General features: G+C 71.5%; 19 protein-coding genes. 8 read left to right on the forward strand and 11 right to left on the reverse strand.

The window, feature by feature from the left end; translation table 11 throughout:
• Positions 1–57 precede the first annotated feature (57 nt).
• Genes tkt through pgl form a run of 6 tightly spaced genes read left to right on the forward strand, consistent with a single transcriptional unit; the run spans position 58 to position 8,120 of the window.
• Entirely contained in the window at positions 58–2,133 is a 2,076-nt protein-coding gene (gene tkt, locus ACWDR7_RS07525; protein WP_449854304.1) for a transketolase, read from the forward strand.
• The gene (gene tal / locus ACWDR7_RS07530; RefSeq protein ID WP_449854305.1) at positions 2,130–3,242 is read left to right on the forward strand and encodes a transaldolase; all 1,113 of its coding nucleotides are present in this window, start codon (positions 2,130–2,132) and stop codon (positions 3,240–3,242) included. The genes tkt and tal overlap by 4 nt, the downstream gene beginning before the upstream one ends.
• Positions 3,239–4,837, forward strand: a complete 1,599-nt coding sequence (locus ACWDR7_RS07535; RefSeq protein ID WP_449854306.1) for a glucose-6-phosphate isomerase — start codon at positions 3,239–3,241, stop codon at positions 4,835–4,837. The genes tal and ACWDR7_RS07535 overlap by 4 nt, the downstream gene beginning before the upstream one ends.
• Before the next feature lie 12 nt (positions 4,838–4,849).
• Positions 4,850–6,397 (forward strand): glucose-6-phosphate dehydrogenase, encoded by a 1,548-nt coding sequence (gene zwf, locus ACWDR7_RS07540; protein ID WP_449854307.1) that lies wholly within the window; start codon positions 4,850–4,852, stop codon positions 6,395–6,397.
• Positions 6,394–7,344: a glucose-6-phosphate dehydrogenase assembly protein OpcA gene (locus tag ACWDR7_RS07545; protein WP_449854308.1), complete on the forward strand. Its 951-nt coding sequence runs from the start codon at positions 6,394–6,396 to the stop codon at positions 7,342–7,344. Before zwf ends, ACWDR7_RS07545 begins: the two co-directional genes overlap by 4 nt.
• Positions 7,341–8,120, forward strand: coding sequence for a 6-phosphogluconolactonase (gene pgl, locus ACWDR7_RS07550; RefSeq protein WP_449854309.1), 780 nt, complete (start codon positions 7,341–7,343; stop codon positions 8,118–8,120). Before ACWDR7_RS07545 ends, pgl begins: the two co-directional genes overlap by 4 nt.
• Before the next feature lie 178 nt (positions 8,121–8,298).
• On the opposite strand, the gene ACWDR7_RS07555 is transcribed toward pgl, so the two are convergent.
• The 10 genes from ACWDR7_RS07555 to uvrA form a co-directional block, all read right to left on the reverse strand.
• A complete protein-coding gene (locus ACWDR7_RS07555) occupies positions 8,299–8,652 on the reverse strand; it encodes an RNA polymerase-binding protein RbpA (RefSeq protein WP_449854310.1) in 354 nt (117 codons plus the stop codon).
• Between the two features lies 1 nt (position 8,653).
• Positions 8,654–8,902, reverse strand: a complete 249-nt coding sequence (gene secG / locus ACWDR7_RS07560; RefSeq protein ID WP_449854311.1) for a preprotein translocase subunit SecG — start codon at positions 8,900–8,902, stop codon at positions 8,654–8,656.
• A gap of 9 nt (positions 8,903–8,911) precedes the next feature.
• Entirely contained in the window at positions 8,912–9,700 is a 789-nt protein-coding gene (gene tpiA / locus ACWDR7_RS07565) for a triose-phosphate isomerase (RefSeq protein ID WP_449854312.1), read from the reverse strand.
• A complete protein-coding gene (locus tag ACWDR7_RS07570) occupies positions 9,691–10,905 on the reverse strand; it encodes a phosphoglycerate kinase (protein WP_449854313.1) in 1,215 nt (404 codons plus the stop codon). Before ACWDR7_RS07570 ends, tpiA begins: the two co-directional genes overlap by 10 nt.
• A gap of 87 nt (positions 10,906–10,992) precedes the next feature.
• On the reverse strand, positions 10,993–12,000 hold the full coding sequence (gap, locus tag ACWDR7_RS07575) for a type I glyceraldehyde-3-phosphate dehydrogenase (protein WP_449854314.1): 1,008 nt from the start codon (positions 11,998–12,000) through the stop codon (positions 10,993–10,995).
• Between the two features lie 98 nt (positions 12,001–12,098).
• Positions 12,099–12,725 carry a superoxide dismutase gene (locus ACWDR7_RS07580; protein ID WP_449854315.1) on the reverse strand — a complete coding sequence of 209 codons (627 nt, stop codon included), beginning with the start codon at positions 12,723–12,725 and terminating at the stop codon, positions 12,099–12,101.
• 153 nt (positions 12,726–12,878) lie between these two features.
• A complete protein-coding gene (gene whiA, locus ACWDR7_RS07585) occupies positions 12,879–13,874 on the reverse strand; it encodes a DNA-binding protein WhiA (RefSeq protein ID WP_449854316.1) in 996 nt (331 codons plus the stop codon).
• A gap of 187 nt (positions 13,875–14,061) precedes the next feature.
• Positions 14,062–14,946, reverse strand: coding sequence for an RNase adapter RapZ (gene rapZ / locus ACWDR7_RS07590; RefSeq protein WP_449854317.1), 885 nt, complete (start codon positions 14,944–14,946; stop codon positions 14,062–14,064).
• Positions 14,947–14,955: 9 nt separating this feature from the next.
• Entirely contained in the window at positions 14,956–16,965 is a 2,010-nt protein-coding gene (gene uvrC / locus ACWDR7_RS07595; protein ID WP_449854318.1) for an excinuclease ABC subunit UvrC, read from the reverse strand.
• Positions 16,966–16,968: 3 nt separating this feature from the next.
• Positions 16,969–19,863 carry an excinuclease ABC subunit UvrA gene (uvrA, locus tag ACWDR7_RS07600; protein WP_449854319.1) on the reverse strand — a complete coding sequence of 965 codons (2,895 nt, stop codon included), beginning with the start codon at positions 19,861–19,863 and terminating at the stop codon, positions 16,969–16,971.
• Between the two features lie 185 nt (positions 19,864–20,048).
• On the opposite strand from uvrA, the gene ACWDR7_RS07605 reads away from it, so the two are divergent.
• Positions 20,049–21,350 (forward strand): glycoside hydrolase family 6 protein, encoded by a 1,302-nt coding sequence (locus ACWDR7_RS07605; protein ID WP_449854320.1) that lies wholly within the window; start codon positions 20,049–20,051, stop codon positions 21,348–21,350.
• A gap of 9 nt (positions 21,351–21,359) precedes the next feature.
• Here the strand turns inward: ACWDR7_RS07605 and ACWDR7_RS07610 are convergent, their stop codons facing one another.
• The gene (locus ACWDR7_RS07610) at positions 21,360–21,827 is read right to left on the reverse strand and encodes a MarR family winged helix-turn-helix transcriptional regulator (protein WP_449854321.1); all 468 of its coding nucleotides are present in this window, start codon (positions 21,825–21,827) and stop codon (positions 21,360–21,362) included.
• A 39-nt stretch (positions 21,828–21,866) separates the two neighbouring features.
• Here ACWDR7_RS07610 and ACWDR7_RS07615 point away from each other — a divergent pair, with 39 nt between their 5' ends.
• Entirely contained in the window at positions 21,867–22,061 is a 195-nt protein-coding gene (locus ACWDR7_RS07615; protein WP_449854322.1) for a hypothetical protein, read from the forward strand.
• Positions 22,062–22,177: the final 116 nt, after the last annotated feature.

A 22,177-nucleotide genomic window follows, 5' to 3' on the forward strand; every position in this document is an offset into this window, starting at 1 on the left:
GGTACACGACGGCCCCGGATCATGCGCGGGCGCTCCACCCAGACGAAAGGCGGTCCCGTGTCGGAACTGCGTTGGGACGAGATCGATCGACGGGCCGTTGACACGGCGCGCGTGCTGGCCGCGGACGCGGTGGAGAAGGTCGGCAACGGCCATCCCGGCACCGCGATGAGCCTGGCCCCCGCCGCGTACCTGCTCTACCAGCGGGTGATGCGCCACGATCCGAGCGAGACGCGCTGGCCCGGGCGCGACCGGTTCATCCTGTCGGCCGGCCACTCCTCGCTGACGCAGTACGTGCAGCTGTACCTCGGCGGCTTCGGGCTCGAGCTCGACGACCTCAAGGCGCTGCGCACGTGGGGCTCGAAGACCCCGGGGCACCCGGAGCTCGGGCACACGGACGGCGTCGAGATCACGACCGGCCCGCTCGGGCAGGGCCTGGCCTCGTCGGTCGGCTTCGCCTACGCGGCGCGCTACGAGCGCGGCCTGTTCGACCCCGAGGCGCCGGCCGGCGAGAGCCCGTTCGACCACTTCGTGTACGTGATCGCCTCGGACGGCGACATGCAGGAGGGCGTGACGAACGAGGCCTCCTCGCTCGCGGGCCACCAGCAGCTCGGCAACCTCGTCGTGCTCTACGACGCGAACCAGATCTCGATCGAGGACGACACGGACGTCGCCTTCACCGAGGACGTCGCGGCGCGCTACGAGGCGCTCGGCTGGCACGTGCAGACGGTGGACTGGAAGAAGACCGGCGAGTACTCCGAGGACGTCCACGAGCTGCACCGCGCGATCGAGGCGGCGAAGGCCGAGACGTCCAAGCCGTCGCTCATCGTGCTCACGACGATCATCGGCTGGCCCTCCCCCGGCAAGCAGAACACCGGCAAGATCCACGGCTCGGCGCTCGGCGCCGACGAGCTGCGCGCCACGAAGGAGGTGCTCGGCTTCGATCCCGAGCAGCACTTCGTCGTCGCCGACGACGTGCTCGCCCACACCCGCGCCCTGAAGGAGCGCGGCCGGGCCGAGCGCGAGGCGTGGCAGGAGCGCTTCGACGCGTGGGCCGAGGCCAACCCCGAGCGCAAGGCGCTGTGGGACCGGCTGGCGACCGGCGAGCTGCCCGACGGCCTCGAGGACGCCCTGCCGGTGTTCGAGGCCGGCAAGGCCGTGGCCACCCGCGCCGCGTCCGGCCAGGTCATCAACGCCATCGCCGACGTCATGCCCGAGCTGTGGGGCGGATCGGCCGACCTCGCCGAGTCGAACCTCACCACCATCAAGAGTGCGGCATCGTTCATCCCCGAGGAGTGGTCGACGCACGAGTGGTCGGGCAACCCCTACGGCCGCGTGATGCACTTCGGCATCCGCGAGCACGCCATGGCCGCGATCGTCAACGGCATCGTGCTGCACGGACCCACCCGCGCATTCGGCGGCACGTTCCTGCAGTTCGCCGACTACATGCGCCCGGCCGTGCGACTGGCCTCGCTCATGGGCATCCCCAGCGTGTACGTGTGGACGCACGACTCGATCGCGCTCGGCGAGGACGGCCCCACGCACCAGCCGATCGAGCACCTCGCGGCGCTGCGCGCGATCCCCGGCCTCGCCGTCGTGCGCCCCGCCGACGCCAACGAGACGTCGTACGCCTGGTACGAGATCCTGAAGCGCCGCGGCGGCCCCGCCGGCATCGCGCTCACCCGCCAGGGCGTGCCGACGTTCGACCGCTCCGAGTTCGCCCCCGCCTCGCTCGTGTCCAAGGGCGCGTACGTGCTCGCCGACGCGCCGGACGGCGAGCCCGACGTCATCCTCATCGGCACCGGATCCGAGGTGCAGGTGGCCGTGGCCGCCCGCGAGCAGCTGGCTGCCGAAGGCGTGAACGCCCGCGTCGTATCGGCCCCGTGCCTCGAGTGGTTCGCCGAGCAGGACGAGGAGTACCGCGAGAGCGTGCTGCCGTCGTCGGTGAGGGCGCGCGTGTCGGTCGAGGCCGGCATCGCGATGCCGTGGCACGCCATCGTCGGCGACGCCGGGCGCTCGGTCTCGATCGAGCACTATGGCGCCTCGGCCGACTACCAGACCCTGTACGAGAAGTTCGGCATCACCGCCGAGGCCGTCGCCCAGGCGGCACGCGAGTCCATCGAGGAGTCGAAGTGAGCACCACACCCACCGCACAGCTCGCCGCCGCCGGCGTCAGCATCTGGCTCGACGACCTCTCGCGCCAGCGCATCCAGAGCGGCAACCTGCAGCAGCTGATCGAGACGCGCAACGTGACGGGCGTCACGACGAACCCGACGATCTTCGCCGGCGCGCTCGCGAACGGCGAGGCCTACGACGCGCAGGTCACGCAGCTGGCCGCCGCCGGCGCCAGCGTGGACGAGGCGATCTTCACGATCACCACCGACGACGTGCGCTCGGCGTGCGACGTGTTCGCCCCCGTCTTCCAGGAGACCGGCGGCGTCGACGGCCGCGTGTCGATCGAGGTCTCCCCCGAGCTCGCGAACGACACCGAGGGCACCATCGCGCAGGCGCGCGACCTCGCCGACCGCGTGGGTCGCCCGAACGCGCTCATCAAGATCCCCGCGACGAAGGCGGGCCTGCCCGCCATCACCGAGGTGATCGGATCGGGCATCAGCGTGAACGTGACGCTGATCTTCTCGCTCGAGCGCTACGGCGAGGTCATCGACGCCTACCTCGCCGGCCTCGAGAAGGCCCGCGACGCCGGCATCGATCTCTCGACGATCCAGTCGGTGGCGTCGTTCTTCGTCTCGCGCGTGGACACCGAGGTCGACAAGCGCCTCGCCGCGCTCGAGTCGCCCGACGCCGCCGCGCTCAAGTCGAAGGCCGGCGTGGCGAACGCCCGCCTGGCGTTCGAGCTCTACGAGCAGCGCTTCGCCGAGGAGCGCGCGACGAGCCTCGTCGCGGCCGGCGCCAACGTGCAGCGCCCGCTGTGGGCCTCCACCGGCGTGAAGGACCCGGCGCTGCCCGACACCCTGTACGTCGCCGAGCTCGTGGCGCCCGGCACCGTCAACACCATGCCGGAGAAGACGCTCGAGGCGACCTTCGACCACGCCGTGATCGCGGGCGACACCGTCACGGGCGCCTACTCGGACGCGCACGCCGTCATGGACGCGCTCGCCTCGGTGGGCATCGACTTCGACGACGTCACCCAGGTGCTCGAGGACGAGGGCGTGCAGAAGTTCGTCGCCTCCTGGCAGGAGCTGCAGGCCACCGTCGACGCGGCCCTGAAGGGGGCCTCCGCGTGACCTTCTCGATCCACGTCTCCGGCGCCGCCGAGGCGGCGGTGGAGCGCACGCTCCCCACGCTCGTCGCGGATCTCGTGGCCTCCGGCATCACCGGCGGCGACCCGACCCTGTGGGGCCCCGAGGCCGAGTCCGAGTCCGCCAAGCGGCTCGGCTGGGTGAACGCCGTGTCGGTGTCGCGCCCGCTCGTCCCCGAGATCCTCGCCCTGCGCGAGGAGCTGAACGCGAAGGGCGTCGACCGCATCGTGCTGGCCGGCATGGGCGGCTCGTCGCTCGCGCCCGAGGTGATCGCCCAGACCGCGGGCGTCGAGCTGACGATCCTCGACTCGACGGCCCCCGGCCAGGTGCTCGCCGCCCTCGACGGCGGCCTCGAGCGCACGGCGCTCGTGGTGTCGTCGAAGTCGGGCTCCACGGTCGAGACCGACTCGCAGCGCCGCGCCTTCGAGGCGGGGTTCCGCGACCTCGGCATCGACCCCGCCGAGCGGATCGTCGTCGTCACCGATCCGGGATCGCCGCTGGACGAGTCGGCGCGCGCCGCCGGCTACCGCGTCTTCAACGCCGACCCCACCGTGGGCGGCCGCTACTCCGCCCTCACCGCCTTCGGCCTCGTGCCGTCAGGCCTCGCGGGCGCCGACATCGCCGAGCTGCTCGACGAGGCCGAGGCCATCTCGCTGCAGGTGGCGATCGACTCCCCCGACAACCCGGCGCTCGTGCTGGGCGCCGCGATCGCGGCGACCGAGCCGCGGCGCGACAAGATGGCGCTCGTCACCGACGGCACGCACATCGTGGGCCTGCCGGACTGGATCGAGCAGCTCGTCGCCGAGTCGACCGGAAAGCAGGGCACGGGCATCCTGCCCGTCGTGCTGCTGCCCGTCTCCCCCGAGCTCGAGTCGCGCCCCGCCGACCTGCAGGTCGTGCGGATCGTCGACGACGCGCGCGAGTCGGCTCACCGATTCCCCGACGAGATCCTCGTGAGCGGCACCCTCGGCGCGCAGTTCGTCGTGTGGGAGTACGCCACGGCGATCGCCGGCCGCCTGCTCGGCATCAACCCGTTCGACCAGCCCGACGTCGAGTCGGCCAAGGTCGCCGCGCGCGGCCTGCTGGACGCCCGACCCGAGCGCGCCGCCCCGGCCTTCACCGAGCAGGGCATCGAGGTGCGCGTGACCGACCCGGCCCTGGCCGCGTCCGGCACGATCGCGGGCGTGCTCGACGCGCTGTGGGCCGCGCTGCCCGAGGACGGCTACGTGGCGATCCAGGCCTACGTGAACCGCCTGGAGCTGCCGCAGCTGCAGGGCCTGCGCGAGATGGTCGCGGCCGACTCGGGCCGCCCCACCACCTTCGGATGGGGACCGCGCTTCCTGCACTCGACCGGCCAGTACCACAAGGGCGGACCCGCGCAGGGCGTGTTCCTGCAGATCACGGAGCGCACCGAGACCGACGTCGAGATCCCCGGGCGGCCGTTCACATTCGGCCAGCTCATCGAGGCCCAGGCCAGCGGCGACGCCGCGGTGCTCGCCGAGCACGGCCGGCCCGTCGTCACGCTGACCCTCGTGGATCCGCAGGCCGACGTGCTCTCGCTCTACGAAGCAGCCCAGTAGGACCGGAGGCACATGACCGTGCAGATCTCGCGCGGCGTCAACCCGCTGCGCGACCCCGATGACCTCCGTCTGAACCGGATCGCGGGCCCCAGCGCGCTGGTCATCTTCGGCGTCACAGGCGACCTGTCGCGCAAGAAGCTGATGCCCGCCGTGTACGACCTCGCCAACCGCGGCCTGCTGCCCCCGGGTTTCGCGCTCGTGGGCTTCGCGCGCCGCGACTGGGCCGACGAGGACTTCGCCGAGGTCGTGCACGACGCCGTCAAGCAGCACGCGCGCACGGAGTTCCGCGAGGAGACGTGGCAGCAGCTGGCCGCGGGCATCCGCTTCGTGCAGGGCGAGTTCGACGACGACGAGGCGTTCGAGCGCCTGCGCGAGACCGTCGATCGGCTCGACGCCGAGCGCGGCAGCATGGGCAACCACGCGTTCTACCTGTCGATCCCACCGAGGGCCTTCCCCACCGTGGCGCAGCAGCTGCTGCGCTCGGGCCTGGTCGACGACGAGCCCGACCCCACGCGCTGGCGTCGGGTCGTCATCGAGAAGCCGTTCGGGCACGACCTCGCCTCGGCGCGGGGGCTGAACGACGCGCTCGAGGCGGCGTTCCCCGCCGACTCGATCTTCCGGATCGACCACTACCTCGGCAAGGAGACGGTCCAGAACATCCTGGCCCTGCGCTTCGCCAACGAGCTGTTCGAGCCGATCTGGAACCGCAACCACATCGACCACGTGCAGATCACGATGGCCGAGGACATCGGCGTGGGCGGCCGTGCCGGCTACTATGACGGCGTCGGCGCGGCGCGCGACGTCATCCAGAACCACCTGCTGCAGCTGCTCGCGCTCACGGCGATGGAGGAGCCCATCAGCCTGTCGGCCGAGCATCTGCGGGCCGAGAAGGAGAAGGTGCTGGCGGCCGTGCGGCTGCCGGAGGACCTCTCGCTCGCCACGGCGCGCGGCCAGTACGCGGGCGGATGGCAGGGCGGCGAGCAGGTGCGCGGCTTCCTCGACGAGGAGGGGATGAACCCCGACTCGCGCTCGGAGACGTACGCGGCCATCAAGCTCGAGATCGGCACCCGCCGCTGGGCCGACGTGCCGTTCTACCTGCGCACGGGCAAGCGCCTGGGCCGCCGGGTGACCGAGATCGCCGTCGTGTTCAAGCGCGCCCCCGAGCACCTGTTCGCGCGCGCGCAGGCGGCCGAGCTCGGCCAGAACGCGCTCGTCATCCGCGTGCAGCCGGACGAGGGCGTGACGATCCGCTTCGGATCGAAGGTGCCGGGCACGGGCACGCACGTGCGCGACGTGACGATGGACTTCGGCTACGGCCACGCGTTCACCGAGGCGAGCCCCGAGGCGTACGAGCGCCTCATCCTCGACGTGCTGCTCGGCGACCCGCCCCTGTTCCCGCGGCACGAGGAGGTCGAGCTCTCGTGGCGCATCCTCGATCCCGTCGAGCAGTACTGGGCGAGCCTCGACGAGCCGCTCGAGCAGTACCAGCCCGGTTCGTGGGGACCGGCCTCGGCCGATGAGATGATGGCCCGCGATGGCCGGGTCTGGAGGCGCCCGTGATCTACGACCTGCCCGACACCACGGTGAGCACGGTCGCCAAGCGGCTGGTCACCGTCCGCGAGGAGGGCGGCGCCGTCGCCCTGGGCCGCGTGCTGACGCTCGTGATCGAGTGCCGCACGCGACCGCGCGAGGCGGCGATCGACGCGGCCAACGACGCGTCGCGCGAGCACCCGATGCGCGTCATCGTGCTCGTGCGCACGCCCGACGGACCGACGCGCCTCGACGCCCAGATCCGCGTGGGCGGCGACGCCGGCGCGAGCGAGGTGGTCATCCTGCACGCGTCCGGCGACACCGCGCGCGACACCGACGGTCTCGTCACGGGCTTACTGCTGCCCGACGCGCCCGTCGTGGCCTGGTGGCCCGACGAGCCGCCCGCGTCGCCCGGCAGCGATCCGCTGGGGCGGATCGCGCAGCGCCGCATCACCGACACGTCCACGGCGCCGTACACGACCGAGCGCCTCACGACGCTCGAGCGCACGTACACCCCCGGCGACACCGATCTCGCCTGGACGCGGCTGACCCGCTGGCGCGAGCAGCTCGCGGCCGTGCTGGATCAGCCGCCGTACGAGCCCGTCACGGCAGTCGAGGTGCGCGGCGCGTCGACGTCGCCGTCCACGGCGCTGCTGGCGGCGTGGCTCGGCATGGCGCTCGACCTGCCGGTGACGTGGGCGTACGAGGACCCCGCCGAGTGGGACCACGGCATCCACTCCGTGCGGCTCACGCGCGCGAGCGGCGACATCCTGCTCGAGCGCAAGGACGAGGCGGTCGCGCTGCTCACGCAGCCCGGCCAGCCCGACCACGAGCTGCTGCTGCCGCGCCGCTCGCTGCGGGAATGCCTGGCCGAGGAGCTGCGCCGCCTCGACGCCGATGTGCTCTACGGCCGCGTGCTCACGGAAGGCTGGGAGCGCCTCGCTCCCCCGCTCTCGTCCGAGGAGGTGGCCCGATGAGCCCCGATCCCAGCGCCATCCGCGTCGTGGTGGAGCCCGACAAGCAGACCCTCGCCGACAGCGTGGCCACGCGCTTCGTCGGCAAGATGGTGCAGCTGACGCAGTCGCAGGGCGTCGTGCACGTCTCGCTGACGGGCGGATCGATGGGCTCGGCCGTGCTGGAGCGCGTCGCCGCGCACGCCGGCGCCGGCATGATCGACTGGACGCGCGTGCACTTCTGGTGGAGCGACGAGCGGTTCCTGCCGCGCGACGACGACGAGCGCAACGCGCTGCAGGCGCGGCGCGCGCTGCTGGACGTGCTCGACATCCCGCGCGAGAACATCCACGAGGCCGCCGCCGCGGACGAGGGCGTGGGGCTCGACGAGGCCGCCGAGGCGTACGCCGCCGAGCTCGCGCGCTTCGGCGACGAGCAGCGCCCGTGGCCCATGTTCGACGTGTGCTTCCTGGGTGTCGGCCCCGACGGCCACATCGCGTCGCTGTTCCCCGACCGCGGCGAGGTGCGCGTGACCGACCGCTCGGTGCTGCCGGTGCGCGACTCGCCGAAGCCCCCGCCGGAGCGCATCACCTTCACGCGGCCCGTGATCAACTCGTCGGTGCGCGTGTGGATGGTCGTCTCGGGCCCCGACAAGGCCCCCGCGCTCGGCCTGGTGCTGGCGGGAGCGAGCTACCTCAGCGTGCCGGCCGCCGGTGCGTACGGCACGGCGCGCACGGCGATCTTCGTCGACCAGGACGCCGCCGCCGAGGTGCCTGAGGACCTCATCGATCCTGACTATTGAGACGCGCCCGCTCGGTTCGGCGACCCCGTCGGTTGCTGAACGGAGCGAGCGAAGCGAGCGCAGATGAAGCGACCACAGCAACTCCCGCTCGTTGGCTGGTGAGAGTTGCGGTGGTCGCTTCATCTTCGCGGCCTGCGGCCGCTTCGTTCAGCAACCGGGGTGTTTCACCCCGCTTCTGTTACTCGCCGCGGCGCTCGCGGAGCTTCTGGAGCGCCTCGGCCAGCAGTTCGTCCGCCTCGGCGTCGGTGCGGCGCTCCTTCACGTACGCGAGGTGCGTCTTGTAGGGCTCGTTCTTCGCCACCTGCGGCGGGGTGTCCTTGTCGCGCCCGGCGGGCAGACCCGAGTTCGGGTGGTCGATGATCTCGGGGATCTCGGCCTCGGGGAGCCCGGCCGCGAAGTAGCGGACGGTCTCGTTGCCCAGCGCGTCCCAGTAGCTGACGGCGATCCGGTCGGCCTGGTGCCCGTGGTCCTGCTCGCCCATCGGGCCGGAGCCCACGCGCGTGCCGCGGATCGCGTTCCCCCCGACCGCCACGTCAGATCACCTGGAACTTCGTGATCAGACCGAGGCCGACGATGGCGAGGAACCAGACCAGCGCCACCACGACGGTGATGATGTTGAGGTTCCGCTCGGCGACGCCCGACGAGCCCACGGCCTGGCCCATGCCGCCGCCGAACATGTCGGACAGCCCTCCGCCGCGGCCGCGGTGGAGCAGGATGAAGAACGTCAGGATGAGGCTGGTGAGGCCCAGCAGGACCTGCAGAATGAACTCGAGTACGACCACAGCGAAAGCCTACACTCCGACGTGCTTCTGGAACCGGATGATCGAGGCGAACTCCTCGACCTTCAGGCTCGCGCCGCCCACGAGGGCGCCGTCCACGTCGGGCTCGCGCAGGAAGCCCGCGATGTTGGCGGCCTTCACGGATCCGCCGTACAGCACGCGGGTCTTGGCCGCCGCGTCCTCGCCCATGCGCTCGGCGATGACGCCGCGCAGCTTCTGGCAGACCTCCTGGGCCTGCTGCGGCGTGGCCGCCTGGCCCGATCCGATCGCCCAGACGGGCTCGTAGGCCACCACGATCTCGGCGTCGGCGGCGACGCCCTCGAGCGCCTTCTCGAGCTGGCCGACGGGCACCGCGCTCGCGCCGTGCTTCTCGAGGTCCTCGCTCGTCTCGCCCACGCAGATGACGGGGACGAGGCCGTGCCGCAGCGCGGCCTGCACCTTCGCGGCCACGACGTCGTCGCCCTCCGCGTGGTACTCGCGGCGCTCCGAGTGGCCGATGATGACGGAGCCGACGTCGAGCTTCTTGAGGAAGGCGCCCGAGATCTCGCCCGTGTACGCGCCCTCGTCGTGCACCGAGAGGTCCTGCGCGCCGAGGCCGAAGGGGATCTTGTCGGCGTCGAGCAGCGTCTGCACGCTGCGAAGGTCGGTGAACGGCGGGAACACCGTGACGTCGACGCTGTCGAAGTCGTGCTTGACGTCCTTCAGCGCCCAGTGCAGCTTCTGCACGAACGCGACCGCCTGCAGGTGGTCGAGGTTCATCTTCCAGTTGCCCGCGATCAGCGGGGTGCGCTTCAGGACCATCCGAGTGCCTCCAGACCGGGGAGCTTCTTGCCTTCCAGGAACTCGAGGCTCGCGCCCCCGCCCGTCGAGATGTGACCGAACCGGTCGTCGGCGAAGCCGAGCGCGCGCACGGCCGCGGCCGAGTCGCCGCCGCCCACCACGCTGAGTCCGTCGACCTCGGTGAGGGCCTGCGCCACCGCACGCGTGCCGGCGGCGAAGGCCGGGAACTCGAACACGCCCATCGGGCCGTTCCAGAAGACCGTCTGGGAGCCGGCGATCGCGGCGGCGAAGACCGCCGCGGTGTCGGGACCGATGTCGAGGCCGACGCCCGCGGCGCCGAACTCCGTCTCCTCGATCGCGTCGGCCGGGGCGACCTCGTGGTCGGCGTCGGCACCGAACGACGCGGCGACGACGACGTCGGTCGGCAGCACCAGCTCGACGCCCTTCTCCTGCGCCGCGGCGATGTAGCCCTTCACCGTCTCGATCTGGTCGGCCTCCAGCAGCGAGGAGCCGACCTTGTGGCCCTGCGCGGCGAGGAACGTGAAGAGCATGCCGCCGCCGATGAGCAGGCGGTCCACGCGCGGCAGCAGGTGGTCGATGACGCCGAGCTTGTCGGAGACCTTCGAGCCGCCGAGCACCACCGTGTAGGGACGCTCGGGCTTCTCGGTGAGGCGGTCGAGCACCTCGAGTTCGGCCGCGATGAGCAGGCCGGCGGCGCTCGGCAGCAGGCCCTCGAGGTGGTAGACGCTCGCGTGCTTGCGGTGGACGGCGCCGAAGCCGTCCGAGACGACCGCGTCACCCAGCGCCGCGAGGTCGCGGGCGAAGGCGAGGCGCTCGGCGTCGTCCTTCGACGTCTCGCCCGCGTTGAAGCGCAGGTTCTCGAGCAGCGCGACGCCGCCGTCGTGCAGGCCCGCGACGGTCTCCTGCGCGGAGGCGCCGACCGTGTCGCTCGCGAAGGCGACGGGGCGCTCCAGCAGCTGCGCGAGGCGCTCGGCGACGGGGCCGAGGCTGTACTGGGGGTCGGGCTCGCCCTTGGGGCGACCGAGGTGCGAGACCACGATCACGCGGGCGCCCTGGTCGAGCAGCGTCTGGATCGTGGGGAGCGAGGCGCGGATGCGACCGTCATCGCCGATCACGCCGTCCTTCAGGGGGACGTTGAGGTCGCAGCGGACGATCACGCGCTTGCCGGCGAGGGAGCCCAGTGAGTCGAGAGTTCGCAGAGTCATCACCTCGACTCTACATCCGCGCGGGCCCCCGCACAGCACAGCGCCGGCCGCCTCGGAGCGAGGCGGCCGGCGCTGGGGAGAGTGTGCTCAGAGACGCTCGCCGACGTACTCGGCGAGGTCGACGAGGCGGTTCGAGTAGCCCCACTCGTTGTCGTACCAGGCCGACACCTTCGCGAGGTTGCCCGCGACGCTCGTCAGGCCCGAGTCGAAGATCGACGAGAACTGGTTGAGCTGGATGTCGCTCGAGACCAGCGGGTCGTCCGAGTACTGCAGGATGCCGTTCAGGCGCCCCTCGGCGGCGGCCGCACGGTAGGCCTCGTTGATCTCTTCCTTGGTCAGGCCGTCGCGCGTCACGAGCGTGAGGTCGACGATCGAGCCCGAGGGCACCGGCACGCGGTAGCTCGTGCCGTCGAGCTTGCCGTTCAGCTCGGGCAGCACGAGGCCGATGGCCTTGGCGGCACCGGTCGACGTCGGCACGATGTTGATGGCGGCGGCGCGGGCGCGACGCAGGTCCTTGTGGGGGCCGTCCTGGAGGTTCTGGTCGGCCGTGTAGGCGTGCGCCGTCATCATGAAGCCGCGCTCGATGCCGAAGGCGTCGTTGAACACCTTCGCGAGCGGTGCCAGCGCGTTCGTGGTGCACGAGGCGTTGGAGATGACGTGGTCGTTCTCGGGGTCGTACGCGTCCTCGTTCACGCCCATGACGAACGTGGGAGCAGGGCCGCTGGCCGGGGCCGAGATGATGACCTTCTTGGCGCCGCCCTGCAGGTGCTTGCCGGCGTCCTCGGGCTTGGTGAAGCGACCGGTGGACTCGATGACGATGTCGGCGCCGATCTCGCCCCACGGCAGGGCCGCGGGGTCGCGCTCGGCGAACGCGCGGATGACCTTGCCGTCGACCGTGATCGACTGCTCGTCGAAGGTGACATCCTTGCCCAGCGGGCCGCCGACCGAGTCGAACTTCAGCAGCTGCGCGAGCGAGTTGTTGTCGGTGAGATCGTTGACTCCCACGATCTCGAAGTCGGCACCCTGCGCGAGCGCGGCGCGGACGAAGTTGCGGCCGATGCGGCCGAAGCCGTTGATTCCGATCCTGACGGACACTGAGGTCTCCTGATTGCTATTCGTGCGTCGAATGACGTCTTCGGGCGGGAGGTGTGGTGGCCCGGCCGGCACGCACCCTGCCGGGCCACCCCCGTTGTTCAGGAGGCTACCAGCAGCCCCGCGGTCTTCTCGCGGGCCGTCTGGAAACGCTCCTGCACGTTCTCCCAGTTGACGATGTTCCAGAACGCCTTGACGTAGTCGGCCTTGACGTTCTTGTAGTCCAGGTAGAAGGCGTGCTCCCACATGTCGAGCAGCAGCACCGGCACGGTGCCGGCGGCGAACTGCGACTGCTGGTCGAAGAACTGCTGGATGATCAGGCGCTGCCCGATCGAGTCCCAGAACACGCCGGCCCAGCCGGAGCCCTGGATGCCCAGCGCGGCGGCGGCGAAGTGGCCCTGGAAGCCCTCGAACGAGCCGAAGTACTCCTCGATCGCGGCGGCGATCTCGCCCTCGGGGCGCTCCTGACCCTCGGGGCTCAGGTTGGTCCAGAAGATCGAGTGGTTGGTGTGGCCGCCGAGGTTGAACGCGAGGTCCTTCTCGAGCTTGTTGACGTTCGCGAAGTCGCCCTTGTCGCGGGCCTCGGCGAGCTGCTCGAGCGCGGTGTTCGCGCCGGCCACGTACGTGGCGTGGTGCTTGGAGTGGTGCAGCTCCATGATCTGGCCGCTGATGTGCGGCTCGAGCGCACCGTAGTCGTAGGTCAGCTCGGGGAGCGTGTAGGTCGCCATCGATTCTTCCCATCCGCGCCGCGCCGGCGGCGCTCGTCGATCGTCCATCCCGGAAGGGATCGGCCGGTCCAGAGGGGCCGGTGAGTCTCAGCCTAATGGCGGTCGGGGACGCCGGGGGCGGCCTTGCGCTTCGGGTCGGATCGTGACAGCGGGTTACGCGGTGCGCGCGGCCTCGGCGGCCTCGGCGGCGGCCACGGCGGCCTCGGTGCCGGGCACGCCGTCCTGCTCGGCGCGCTTGTCGGCCATGGCCAGCAGGCGGCGGATGCGGCCGGCGACGGCGTCCTTCGTGAGGGGCGGATCGGCGTGCTGGCCGAGCTCGTCCAGGCTCGCGTCGCGGTGCGTGAGGCGCAGGTGCCCCGCCTGGCGCAGGTGCTCGGGAACGTCGTCGCCGAGGATCTCGAGCGCGCGCTCCACGCGGGCGCACGCGGCGACGGCGGCCTGGGCCGAGCGGCGCAGGTTGGCGTCGTCGAAGTTGACGAGGCGGTTGACCCCGGCGCGCACCTCGCGGCGCTGGCGCAGCTGGTCCCACTCCGACGCCGTGTTGACGGCGCCCATGGCCACGAGCATGCCCTTGATGGCGTCGGGCTCGCGCACGACCACGCGCGGCACGCCGCGCACCTCGCGGGCCTTCGCCGCCACGCCGATGCGGTGGGCGGCGCCCACGAGCGCCATGGCGGCCTCGCCCGACGGGCAGGTCACCTCGAGGGCGGCGGAGCGCCCGGGCTCCGAGAGCGTGCCGGTCGCGAGGAAGGCGCCGCGCCACACCGACGCGAGGTCGTGCGGGGCGCCCGTGGTGAGGCGGTTGGGCAGGCCGCGCACCGGGCGGCGGCGCGCGTCGAGCAGGCCGGTCTGGCGGGCGAGCGTCTCGCCGCCGTCGATCACGCGCACGGCGAAGAAGTCGCCGTCACGGGTGCCCGACGACTGCACGTGGGCGATCTCGGGGCGCACGCCGTAGATCTCGGCGATGTCGCGAGCGAGGCGCTTGGCGATGATCGGCGAGCCGACCTCGGCCTCCACCGCCACGCGACCGGCGATCGAGTGCAGCCCGCCCGCGAAGCGCAGCAGGGCCGTCGACTCGGCCACCCTCACCGTGGGACGCGGGTCCCGGACGGCGATCAGCTCGGCCTTGACATCGGCGGTCAGTGTCACGGATCTCCCTCACATCTCGAGCCGCGCGGTCACTCCGGCGCCGGCCTCCGCGCGCTCGCACTCGGCGCGGCGGGATGTTCCAGCCTACCCGCCCGCGGGCCGCAGAACCGAGGGAGTTGCTCAGGCGGATGGGGTATCTGTGGAGGGTCGTCCAGGGCTGCCCAGGTGCTTCCGAGGACCCGGGCCCTCACTCCCGGCCGAGGTCGCGGTGACGCACCCGGACCGCCACCCCCGGCTCGCCGACGAGCCGCTCGGCGAGGGCGCGCGCCATGGCGACCGACCGATGCCGTCCGCCCGTGCAGCCGACCCCGACCGTGGAGTGCCGCTTGTTCTCGCGCTGGTAGCCCTGCAGCACGGGCCGCAGCACCGCCGTGTACGCGTCGAGGAACTCCGCCGCGCCCTCCTGGGCCATGACGTAGTCGCGCACGGCGTCGTCCTCGCCCGTGAGGCCGCGCAGGCTGTCGTCCCAGTACGGGTTCGGCAGGAAGCGCATGTCGGCCACGAGGTCGACGTCGGGCGGCAGGCCGTACTTGAAGCCGAAGCTCATCACCGTCACGGTGTGCCGCGCCGAGCCCTCCTCGGCGAAGAGGTCGGCCACGCGCGTGGCGAGCTGGTGGATGTTGCTCGCCGACGTGTCGAGCACGACGTCGGCGTTCTCGCGCATCGGGGTGAGCATCTGGCGCTCGCGCCGGATGCCGTCGACGAGCGTGCCGTCGCCCTGCAGCGGATGCGGGCGGCGGACGGCCTCGAAGCGGCGCACGAGCACCTCGTCAGACGCGTCGAGGAACACGAGGCGCAGGTTGCTGCGCGAGCGGAGCTCGAGCAGCCGCTCGGGCAGCTCGCTGAACAGGTCGCGCCCGCGCACGTCGACGACGGCGGCCACGCGCGGCAGCTCGCTGCCGAGCCGCCCGCTCAGGTCGAGCAGCGGCCGCAGCATCTGCGGGGGCAGGTTGTCGACCACGTACCAGCCGAGGTCCTCGAGCGCGTTGGCGACCGTCGAGCGCCCCGCACCCGACATCCCCGTGACGATCAGCACCTCGCTCGTCGGTGTCGTCGCTTCCGCCTCGCTCACGTCTCCACCCTATTGGCTCGGCTCGGCGGCCCGCACGCCGGCCTCGTGCGCCGGCATGCCCTCGCCCTGCCCCGCCGTCGACGCATCCTCCCCCGGCGCCGGTGCCGCGCCGGCGCTCAGCGCGGCGTGGATGGTCTCGGCGAGCTTCGGTCCGATGCCGGGAAGCTCGCGGATCTGCTCGACCGTGGCGCCGCGCAGCGCGGTGACCGAGCCGAAGTGCCGCAGCAGCGCCTTGATGCGCGCCTCGCCCAGGCCGGGGATCTCGCTCAGCACGGTGCGGATGTCGCGCCGGCGGCGCTTGCGCTGGTGGGTGATGGCGAAGCGGTGGGCCTCGTCGCGCAGTCGCTGCACGAGGTACAGCGCCTCGCTCGTGCGCGGCAGGATGACGGGGAAGTCGTCGTCGGGCAGCCAGATCTCCTCGAGCCGCTTGGCGATGCCGACGAGCGGGATGTCGTCGTGCCCCGTCTCCCGCAGCGCGCGGGCGGCCGCGTCGACCTGGGGCTTGCCGCCGTCGACAATGAGCAGCTGCGGCGGGTAGGCGAAGCGGCGCCGCCGCGCCGGCTCGATCTGCACGACCACACCGTCGGCGGTCGGGTCGACCTCGGGCGCCTCCGCCGTCTCCTCCTCCTCGGGCCGGTCGAGGTGCGCGAGGCGGCGGGTGAGCACCTGGTGGATCGAGTCGGTGTCGTCGGTCGTCTCGGCGATCGAGAACGAGCGGTACTGGTCCTTGCGGGGCAGGCCGTCCTCGAACACGACCATGGAGCCGACGACGTTCGTGCCCTGCAGGTGCGAGATGTCGAAGCACTCGATGCGCAGCGGCGCCTCGTCCAGCCCGAGCGCCTCCTGCAGGTCGGTGAGCGCCTGCGTGCGGGCGACGTAGTCGCTCGTGCGCCGGGTCTTGTGCCGCATCAGGGCCTGCTGCGCGTTGAGCGTCGCGGTGCGCATGAGCTCGGCGCGCTGGCCGCGGTGCGCGACGGCGAGCTCCACGGCCCTGCCGCGCTTGTCGCGCAACCACTGCTGCAGCTCGTCGGCGTCGGGCGGCAGCGCCGGCACGAGCACGCGCCGCGGCACGTCGGCGGCGCCGGCGTCGCCGTACGCGCGCTCGACGATCTGGCCCACGAGGTCGCCGCCCGAGATGTCGAGCTCCTTGTCGATCGTCGTCGACGTGACGCCGCGCACGCGCCCGCCGCGGATCACGAAGTGCTGCACGGCGGCGCTGAGCTCGTCCTCCGCGATGCCGAACAGGTCGACGTCGGCCTTCTCGGGCAGCACGAGGGCGCTCTTGTTCAGCACCGCCTCGATCGACTGCAGCTTGTCGCGGTAGACCGCGGCCGCCTCGTAGTCCATGGCCGCCGCGGCGGCCTTCATCCTGGCGGTGAGCTCCTTCGTGAAGCGCTCGTCGCCGCCCTGCATGAACGCGATGAAGTCGTCGACGATTGCGCGGTGCTCCTCGATCGTGACGCGGCCCGAGCAGGGCCCGCCGCACTTGCCGATCTGGCCGGGGAAGCACGGCCGTCCCGTCTGCATGGCCCGCTTGTACGACGAGTCGCTGCACGTGCGGATCGGGAAGACCCGGATCATGAGGTCGATCGTGTCGTGCACGGCCCACACCTTCGGGTACGGCCCGAAGTACCGCGCCCCGCGGATGCGGCGGTTGCGCGTGACCATGACGCGCGGCGCCTCGTCGGCGAGCGTGATGACCATGAAGGGGTACGACTTGTCGTCCTTGTAGCGGACGTTGAAGGGCGGGTCGTACTCCTTTATCCACTGGTACTCGAGCTGCAGCGAGTCGACGTCGGTGGGCACGACGGTCCACTCCACCGAGGACGCGGTCGTGACCATGCGCCGCGTGCGCTCGTGCAGCGTGTGCAGGGGCGCGAAGTAGTTCGACAGCCGCTGGCGCAGGTTCTTGGCCTTGCCCACGTAGAGCACGCGCCCGTGCGCGTCGCGGAACCGGTAGACGCCCGGGTCGGTCGGGATCTCCCCCTGCTTCGGCTTGTACGGAAGCTGCGAGGCCATCCGCTATGCGACCTTCTTGCCTCGCGCGCGCTCCGCGATCCCGAGCGTCTCCGCGAGGAACGCGCCGGTGTGGCTGCCCTCGACCCTGGCCACCTGCTCGGGCGTGCCCGTCGCGACGATCTGGCCGCCGCCGGAGCCGCCCTCGGGACCGAGGTCGATGATCCAGTCGGCCGACTTGATGACGTCGAGGTTGTGCTCGATGACGATGACCGTGTTGCCCTTCTCGACGAGCCCGTTCAGCACCTCGAGCAGCTTGCGCACGTCCTCGAAGTGCAGGCCCGTGGTCGGCTCGTCGAGCACGTAGATGCTGCGCCCGTTCGAGCGCTTCTGCAGCTCGGTGGCGAGCTTGACGCGCTGCGCCTCGCCGCCGGAGAGGGTCGTGGCCGCCTGGCCGAGGCGCACGTAGCCGAGGCCCACGTCGACGAGCGTCTTCATGTAGCGGTGGATCGACTGGATCGGCTCGAAGAACTCCGCGGCCTCCGAGATCGACATCTCGAGCACCTCGGCGATGTTCTTGCCCTTGTAGTGCACCTGCAGGGTGTCGCGGTTGTACCGCTTGCCGTGGCACACCTCGCAGTCGACGTAGACGTCGGGCAGGAAGTTCATCTCGATCTTGAGCGTGCCGTCGCCCGAGCACGCCTCGCAGCGGCCGCCCTTGACGTTGAAGCTGAAGCGCCCGGCCTGGTAGCCGCGCACCTTGGCCTCGGGCGTCTCGGCGAAGAGGTTGCGGATCTTGTCGAACACGCCCGTGTAGGTGGCCGGGTTGGACCGCGGCGTGCGGCCGATGGGCGCCTGGTCGACGTGCACGACCTTGTCGAGGTGCTCGAGACCCGTCACGCGGGTGTGCTTGCCCGGCACCGTGCGGGCGCCGTTGAGCTTGGAGGCGAGCACCTGGTACAGGATGTCATTCACGAGCGTCGACTTGCCCGATCCGCTCACGCCCGTGACGGCGGTGAACACCCCGAGCGGAAAGTCGGCCGTGACGCCGCGCAGGTTGTTCTCGCGCGCGCCGACGACCGACACCGTGCGCTTCTTGTCGATCTTGCGGCGCTTCTTGGGCGTGTCGATCTGGCGCCGCCCCGAGAGGTAGTCGGAGGTGAGAGAGCGCTGCTCGTTCAGCAGCTCGTCGTAGGGCCCGGAGTGGATGACCTCTCCCCCGCCCTCGCCGGCGCGCGGCCCGACGTCGACGATCCAGTCGGCCGCCTCGATCGTCTCCTCGTCGTGCTCGACGACGACGAGGGTGTTGCCGAGGTCGCGCAGCGTCTCGAGCGTCTCGATGAGGCGGCGGTTGTCCCGCTGGTGCAGGCCGATCGACGGCTCGTCGAGCACGTACAGCACGCCCGTGAGGCCCGTGCCGATCTGGGTGGCGAGGCGGATGCGCTGCGCCTCGCCGCCCGAGAGCGAGCCGGCCGAGCGGCTGAGGGTGAGGTAGTTCAGGCCCACGCGGATGAGGAACTCGAGTCGCACGCGGATCTCGCGCAGCACCTGCGCGGCGATCATGGCCTCGCGATCGGTGAGCGTGATGCGGTTGACCACGTCGAGCACGTTCTCGAGGCTGAGGTCGGCGGCCTCGGCGATGGAGCGGCCGTCGACCTTGACCGCGAGCACCTCGGGCTTGAGGCGCGCGCCCTCGCACACCGGGCAGGGCACCTCGCGCAGGTACTCGCCCCAGCGGGCGCGCTGGGTGTCGCTCTCGGCCTGGTTGTACTGGCGCTCGATGTACGGCACGACGCCCTCGAAGCCGCTCGCGTAGCGCACCTCGCGGCCCCAGCGGTTCTTGAACTTGACGTCGACCTTGTAGTCCTCGCCGTACAGCACGGCGTCCTTGACCACCTGCGGCAGGGCGCGCCACGGCGTGCTGAGCGAGAACGACAGGTCGCGCGCGAGGCCCTCAAGCAGGCGCTCGTAGTACTGGAACAGGCCCTTGCCCTGCGTGGTCCACGGCACGATGACGCCCTCGCGGATCGAGAGGTCCTCGTCGCCGAGCATGAGCTCGACGTCGACCGACATGCGCGTGCCGAGGCCCGAGCAGGCGGGGCACGCGCCGAAGGGCGCGTTGAACGAGAAGGTGCGCGGCTCGATCTCGGTCAGCTGCAGCGCGTGGCCGTTGGGACACGCGAGCCGCTCCGAGTACGACTGCCAGGCGTCCTCGCCCTCCTCGTCGACGAAGTTGACCTGCAGCACCCCGCCCGCCAGCCCGAGCGCCGTCTCGACGGAGTCGGTGACGCGCTGCAGGATGTCGCCGCGGGCGACGAGGCGGTCGACGACGACCGCGATGTCGTGCTTGTACGACTTCTTCAGCACGGGCGGCTCGGCCAGCTGCACGGGCTGGCCGTCGACGACGGCGCGGGCGTAGCCCTTGGCGGCCAGCTCCTTGAAGAGGTCGACGAACTCGCCCTTCTTCTGCGTGACCACCGGGGCGACGATCTGGTATCGCGTGCCCTCGGGCAGCGCGACGAGCTGGTCGGCGATCTGCTGCACCGTCTGGCGCTGGATCTTCTCGCCGCACTCGGGGCAGTGCGGCACGCCGATGCGCGCCCACAGCAGGCGCATGTAGTCGTAGATCTCGGTGATCGTGCCGACCGTCGAGCGCGGGTTGCGGTTGGTCGACTTCTGGTCGATCGACACCGCGGGGCTGAGGCCCTCGATCACGTCGACGTCGGGCCGGTCGACCTGACCCAGGAACTGACGCGCGTACGCGCTCAGCGACTCGACGTAGCGGCGCTGGCCCTCGGCGAAGATCGTGTCGAACGCGAGGCTCGACTTGCCGGATCCGGACAGCCCGGTGAAGACGACCATCGAGTCCCGGGGGATGTCGAGGTCTACGTTCTTCAGATTGTGCACGCGGGCGCCGCGCACACTGATCTTTCCGGCGTTCTTCACGGGGACGATAGGCACCGTTCAAGTCTAGGCGGGGCCTCCGACATCGGATCCGGAGCCGCCTGGGGATGCGCCGCGCGAACCGCGGGCTCGATCGCCGCGCCCCGCCTACGCGACGTGTGGGAGCGCTCTCACAAACTCCTTGACGGCGCCCGCCGGCGCCGCAAGCATGGGGGCACATCCACCGATCAAAGGAGATCACCGTGGCACCTCACTCTCCTGCTCGCGCGCGCCTCGCGACCCTCGTCGCGGCGACCGCCGCGCTCACCCTCGGCGCCGTCGCGCCGGCGCTCGCCGCTCCGCCCGCCCCGGATGATCCGCAGCTGTGGACGAATCCGGCAGGCACGACGCTCGAGCACATCGAGACGCTCCAGCTCGAGGGTGACGCCCGCGCCGACGCCGAGCTGCTCGCGTCGTTCCCGTCGGCGACGTGGTTCACGGGCGGCACGCCGACCGAGGTGAAGCAGGACGTCAAGCGCGTGGTCGCCGGCGCGCACGCCGCGGGCGAGATCCCCGTGATCGTGCTCTACAACGTGCCGTTCCGCGACTGCGCGCAGTACTCGGCGGGAGGCGCGACGACCGCCGAGGAGTACTTCGCGTGGATCGACGGCGTCGCGAAGGGCATCGGCAACAAGCAGGCGATCGTGATCCTCGAGCCCGACGGGCTGGGCATCATCCCCTGGTACACGACGTTCGACGGCACGCAGGAGTGGTGCCAGCCGGCCGAGGCGGATCCCGCCACGGCCTCCGACGAGCGCTTCGCCATGCTGAACCACGCCGTCGACGCGCTCGGCGCGCTCGGCGGTGCGCGCGTCTACCTCGACGGCACGAACGCCGCCTGGCTGAACACCGGCGATCTGGCGACGCGCCTGATCCGGGCCGGCGTCGAGGACGCGGCCGGGTTCTACGTGAACGCGTCGAACTACCAGTTCACGGCCAACAGCGCGGCGGTCGGGCGGTGGGTCTCGTCGTGCATCGCGTACATCACCGAGCTGGACGGCGACGCGGCCGACTGCGGCAACCAGTACTGGAACGGCGGCCCCGCCACCGGCTGGACGGGCACGGCCATGGACACCTTCACCGAGTGGTCGAGCGGCCCGCTCGACGAGGTGCCGCTCGCGCAGAACACGATCGGCGTCGACAGCAGGTTCGCGGAGCAGCTGGGCGACGTCGAGCCGTCGACGCACTTCGTGATCGACACCTCGCGCAACGGCCTGGGACCGTGGGACCCGACCACGTCGGAGCACGAGTACACGGGCGACCCCGAGACGTGGTGCAACCCGCCGGGGCGCGGCCTGGGCGAGCGCCCGACGCTCGACGTGGACGACCCGCTCATCGACGCGTACCTGTGGATCAAGGTGCCGGGCGAATCCGACGGCGAGTGCTATCGCGGCACCGGCGGGCCGCTGGATCCGGAGCGCGGCATGATCGATCCGCCCGCCGGGCAGTGGTTCGTGGAGCAGGCCGACGAGCTGATCGAGTTCGCGGTTCCGGCGATCGGCTAGGCGCCGCGCCTACTCGGGAGCGTGCGCCGGTGCCCGCCCGCCGGCGAACGCGTGCAGCGCATCGCGCAGCGACGCGATCTGCTCCGCGCTCAGCCCGGTGGCGGCCATCACCTGGCCCGGCACCTCCAGCGCACGCTCCCGCAGGGCGGCACCGGCCTCCGTGAGGCCGATGTCGAGGCGGCGCTCGTCGGCCACGCGCCGCTCGCGCCGCACGAGACCCTGCGCCTCGAGGCGCTTGACCAGCGGCGAGGCCGTGGCCGGCTCGAGCGCGAGGGCGTCGGCCAGCTCTCGCAGCGAGCGCGGCGAGCGCTCCCACAGCGCGAGCATCACGAGGTACTGCGGGTGCGTGAGGCCGAGCGGCTCGAGGATCGGCCGGTACACCGACACGACGTTGCGCGCCGCCGTGACGAGGGCGAAGCACAGCTGGTTGTCGAGCTTCAGCAGCTGCTCGCGCGGATCGGCGGACGGTTCGGGCACGAGACGATCCTACGCGAATTCGTTAGTACACTAATGATCATGCCGAGGAAGATCCCCGTTCGCGAGCAGATCCGCGCCGCGGGCGGCTTCTACAACTGGTTCAACGCCACCCTGATCCGGCTCGCCGGCCCGCCGCAGCTGGGCGAGGGGCGGGGCACGCCGTGCTCTCGCTGCGGCGAGTACAAGGACGATCACGTCCAGCGCGACGACGGGCTGCACTGCCCCGTCGCCTGAGCGCCCCACCGGTGTCTCGGTTCTACGCGTCCGCGCGGCCGCGGTCAAGCCTCTCGCTCGCGCGCGCGTGGTCTGCATACGGTCGCCGCACACGATGCCGTCGACATGCAGGAGGC

It is taken from the genome of Microbacterium sp. NPDC003461, from assembly GCF_053588335.1.

Bases quoted from the DNA above. Each gene is read 5' to 3' on its own strand.
- zwf (WP_449854307.1), top strand. From the start codon at position 4,850: ATGACCGTGCAGATCTCGCGCGGCGTCAACCCGCTGCGCGACCCCGAT.
- ACWDR7_RS07580 (WP_449854315.1), bottom strand. From the start codon at position 12,725: ATGGCGACCTACACGCTCCCCGAGCTGACCTACGACTACGGTGCGCTC.
- ACWDR7_RS07615 (WP_449854322.1), top strand. From the start codon at position 21,867: ATGCCGAGGAAGATCCCCGTTCGCGAGCAGATCCGCGCCGCGGGCGGC.
- ACWDR7_RS07570 (WP_449854313.1), bottom strand. From the start codon at position 10,905: ATGACTCTGCGAACTCTCGACTCACTGGGCTCCCTCGCCGGCAAGCGC.
- uvrC (WP_449854318.1), bottom strand. From the start codon at position 16,965: ATGGCCTCGCAGCTTCCGTACAAGCCGAAGCAGGGGGAGATCCCGACC.
- tpiA (WP_449854312.1), bottom strand. From the start codon at position 9,700: ATGGTCCTGAAGCGCACCCCGCTGATCGCGGGCAACTGGAAGATGAAC.
- pgl (WP_449854309.1), top strand. From the start codon at position 7,341: ATGAGCCCCGATCCCAGCGCCATCCGCGTCGTGGTGGAGCCCGACAAG.